The sequence below is a fragment of the Hoeflea sp. BAL378 genome, assembly GCF_000759435.1.
Taxonomy (GTDB): Bacteria; Pseudomonadota; Alphaproteobacteria; order Rhizobiales; family Rhizobiaceae; genus Hoeflea.
Map to the genome: position 1 here is coordinate 1 of NZ_JRJG01000226.1, position 267 is coordinate 267.

General features: G+C 69.7%; 1 pseudogene. It reads right to left on the reverse strand.

From position 1 onward, the window contains the following. A pseudogene (locus LL06_RS27825) lies at positions 1-267 on the reverse strand (hypothetical protein); the annotation flags it as partial.

Consider the following 267-nt stretch of genomic DNA (forward strand, 5'->3'; position numbering starts at 1 on the left):
CGTGTTCTCGGGGGCGAGCGCCGGAGCGTCGGGGGCGGCGGGGACGCTCAGGGCCGGATCGGCTGCGGGAGCGACCTGCTCATTGACGCCGGCTGCGGGCGTTGCGGTGTTGTCGTCGCCGGCCGACCAGATGAGGAAGCCGGCAATGGCGAGCAACACGACCGCTACGACGCCGATGACCGTTCCGTTGGACCTGCTCGGCTTGACGATGGTGGTTTCATGAATCTGGGGGTTGGGGCGGCCCTGATCGGCGGGGCGGGTATTGGG